At 70.3% G+C, this 2806-nt stretch carries 3 protein-coding genes and 1 pseudogene; 1 reads left to right on the top strand and 3 read right to left on the bottom strand.

The features are described from left to right. The 3 genes and pseudogenes from SACHA_RS25560 to SACHA_RS0114715 form a co-directional block, all read right to left on the bottom strand. A pseudogene (locus SACHA_RS25560) lies at positions 1-314 on the bottom strand (hypothetical protein); the annotation flags it as partial. Positions 315-623: 309 nt separating this feature from the next. Next, positions 624-1391 (bottom strand): ABC transporter permease, encoded by a 768-nt coding sequence (locus SACHA_RS0114720; protein ID WP_019810939.1) that lies wholly within the window; start codon positions 1389-1391, stop codon positions 624-626. A gap of 47 nt (positions 1392-1438) precedes the next feature. Further along, entirely contained in the window at positions 1439-2380 is a 942-nt protein-coding gene (locus SACHA_RS0114715; protein ID WP_019810938.1) for an ABC transporter ATP-binding protein, read from the bottom strand. A 247-nt stretch (positions 2381-2627) separates the two neighbouring features. Between SACHA_RS0114715 and SACHA_RS22325 the strand changes: the two genes are divergently transcribed. Further along, positions 2628-2806, top strand: a 179-nt coding sequence (locus SACHA_RS22325; protein WP_039739186.1) for a TetR family transcriptional regulator, incomplete at its 3' end; no start/stop codon positions are given.

Raw genomic sequence — 2806 nt, 5'->3', positions numbered from 1 at the left:
AACTCCCAGTACCCGGACTCGCCGTCGGCGGCCCACGGCACGTACTCCCACCCGGGCCGGGTCGCCAGCAGCCGGTCGATCCGGTCCTCCACGCGGAAACCGTCCGCGCGGGAGGCCAGTGTGCCCGCGGCCACCGCCCGCAACCACCACGGCGACGGCACCGGCCCGCTCACCGCGCACGCCGCGCGGTACAGCGCCAGCACCTCGTCCTCGGGCGCACGGTGGAGCCAGGCCACCCGGAGGTCGGCGGGCCGGGAGGCGTCGGTGATCCCGAACGGCTGTTCGATCGCACCGGCCCATTCCAGTTCCACCATCGGTTCCAGCCGCGGGGACGGCAGCACCGGGTACGGGGCCGTTTCCGCGGCCGTGTCCGGGTGTCGTGCCGTTCCCGGGCCCGCGTCCACCGCCGCCGGGTTCCGTGTCGCCGCCAAGGGGTCACCTCCGTGGAGTTTCCTGACGCCGGAATACCCACCGTCGCGCCGGTGCACATTCGGAGACCCTTCCGAGCGAGACGACCCGCGGTGGGTTGACCGTCATTAAACCATTCCCGGCGCGGGTGGAGGTGTAAAGCGGGTCACGGAACCGTTCCCGAAACCCGCCTTTCGTTCCGCACGGACCGTGGTTCAGGCGTCCCGCCGGTTGGCGACCACGAGGGACACGGCGAGCAGTACGGCCGCGACCGCGGCGAAGTAGACCAGTGCCGCGCCCTGGCTCAGCGTCGAGGTGGACAATGGCATTCCCGCCTCGACCATGCGGTCCCCGTTCGCCTCGCCGTTTCCGGTGAGGAACTTGTGGGCCACGTTGAACGGCATCCACGCGTAGATGTCGTCCCCGATGGTCGGGATGAGCTGGACCAGGCCTTCCACGGCGAGGCTGTAGATCATCAATAACGAGATCGCCCCGGCGCTGTGCCGCACCAGAATGCCGACCGCCACCGCGATGACGGCGGAGATCGCGAAGACCACCCCGACCCCCGCGACATTGATCCAGTCGGCGGTGCTGTTCAGCGCGAGGTCGCTTCCGGGCGCCAGGAGAAGGGCCAGTCCCCAGCACGTGAAGGCGATGATCTCGCCGAGGATCAGCGAAATCATCGCGACGACGGTGGTTTTCGCCAGGAGCGCGTTCGTGCGGTTCGGCACGGCCTGGAAGGTGGTGCGGATGGTGCTGAACCGGTACTCGGTCGTCACGGCGAGCGTGGCGAGCACCATGATCACGGCGAGCCCGAAGGTGTAGCCGAACTGGGTGCTCGCGACGGTGGCGGGGAAACGCTCACCCGCGTTGCCGACCACGAGCGCGGTGAAGCCCGCGGTGAGCACGATGCCTGCGATCGCGCACCACCAGGGTGAGCGGGTGGTGAGGAGTTTGATGCGTTCGACGGCGAGCAGAGTCATGATTTCCTCGGTCGGTCTCGGTGGGCTGTGGGGTCGTCCGGGTGGGGTCAGGCCCCGGCGGGGGCGGGTGCCGTTGCGTCGTCGACGCCGAGGTCGGCGTGGTACTCCACCGAGTCCCCCGTGATCTGCATGAACGCCTGCTCCAGTGAGCCGCGTTGCGGGCTCAGCTCGTGCAGCACGACCTGTTCACGTGCGGCGATCTCACCGATCCGGTCGCTGTCCATGCCGGTGACCAGGACGCCGTCGTCGGCCTCCGTGCACTCGGCGCCCGCCCCGGCCAGCGTGCTCCGCAACCGGCCGATCTCCGGGCTGCGCACCTTGACGGTCAGTGCGGACGCACGGGCTACGAACTCGTCGGTCCCGCTCTGCGCGATCAGCTCGCCCTTGCCGATCACGATGAGCTCGCTCGCGGTCTGCGCCATCTCGGACAGCAGGTGGCTGGACACGAGAACCGTGCGTCCCTCCTCGGCGAGGCGCTGCATGAACCGGCGGATCCAGAGGATGCCCTCCGGGTCGAGGCCGTTGACCGGTTCGTCGAACAACAGCACCCCGGGATCGCCCAGCAGCGCCGTCGCGAGACCGAGCCGTTGGGACATGCCGAGCGAAAAGCCACCGGCCCGTTTGCCCGCGACGTCGGTGAGCCCCACCGCGTCGAGCACCTCGTCGATCCGGCGCTCCGGGATGCGGTTCGACTTCGCCAGCCAGCGCAGGTGCGCCCGCGCGGAGCGGTTCGGGTGGACCCACCGTGCCTCCAGCAGTGCCCCCACGGTCCGCAGCGGGTGGCGCAGGTCGCGGTAACGCTCGCCCGCGATCCGCACCTCCCCGGAGGTGGGGTTGTCCAGCCCGAGCATCATCCGCATCGTGGTGGACTTGCCCGCTCCGTTCGGCCCGAGGAACCCGGTGACCTTACCCGGTTTCACGTCGAACGAGAGGTCGTTCACCGCGAGGGTGTTGCCGTAGCGCTTGGTGAGGCCCCGTGCCTCGATCATCTGTGTCCTCCAGTGCGGCCCGTGCCGCAGAGATGCCTGTCTCGGCGAGGGTGGGCCACCCCGGTCGTCCGGCCCCGGGCGGGGCCGCGTCCACGGCGCGCCGGGGTGGACCACCCCGCCTCCCCTCGAACCAGGATGCCGGACCCGGCCGGTCGCGACGTCGGTGATCACCCTGATTCCGACCCTGATCCCGCCCGGAGTCCGGGTGCCGGTTGCACGGGTTACTGAATGGTGGTTCAATAACCCGGTGGGGCGACCGCGGAGGATCAGTGCCGAACGGCTGCTGGAGGCGGCCGGTGCGGTCATCGGCCGGGTCGGTCCGGGCTTCACGCTCGCGGCGGTGGCCGAGGAGGCCGGCGTGTCGGTGGGCAGCGTGGCGGGGCGGTTCGGCTCCCGGCACGGCCTGCTGGTGGCGTTGACCGAGGC

Origin of the sequence: Saccharomonospora halophila 8, assembly GCF_000383775.1 — a bacterium.
Taxonomy (GTDB): Bacteria; Actinomycetota; Actinomycetes; order Mycobacteriales; family Pseudonocardiaceae; genus Saccharomonospora; species Saccharomonospora halophila.
The sequence above is the reverse complement of the archived record's forward strand: the minus strand, read 5'-3'. Positions and strand labels throughout refer to the sequence as shown.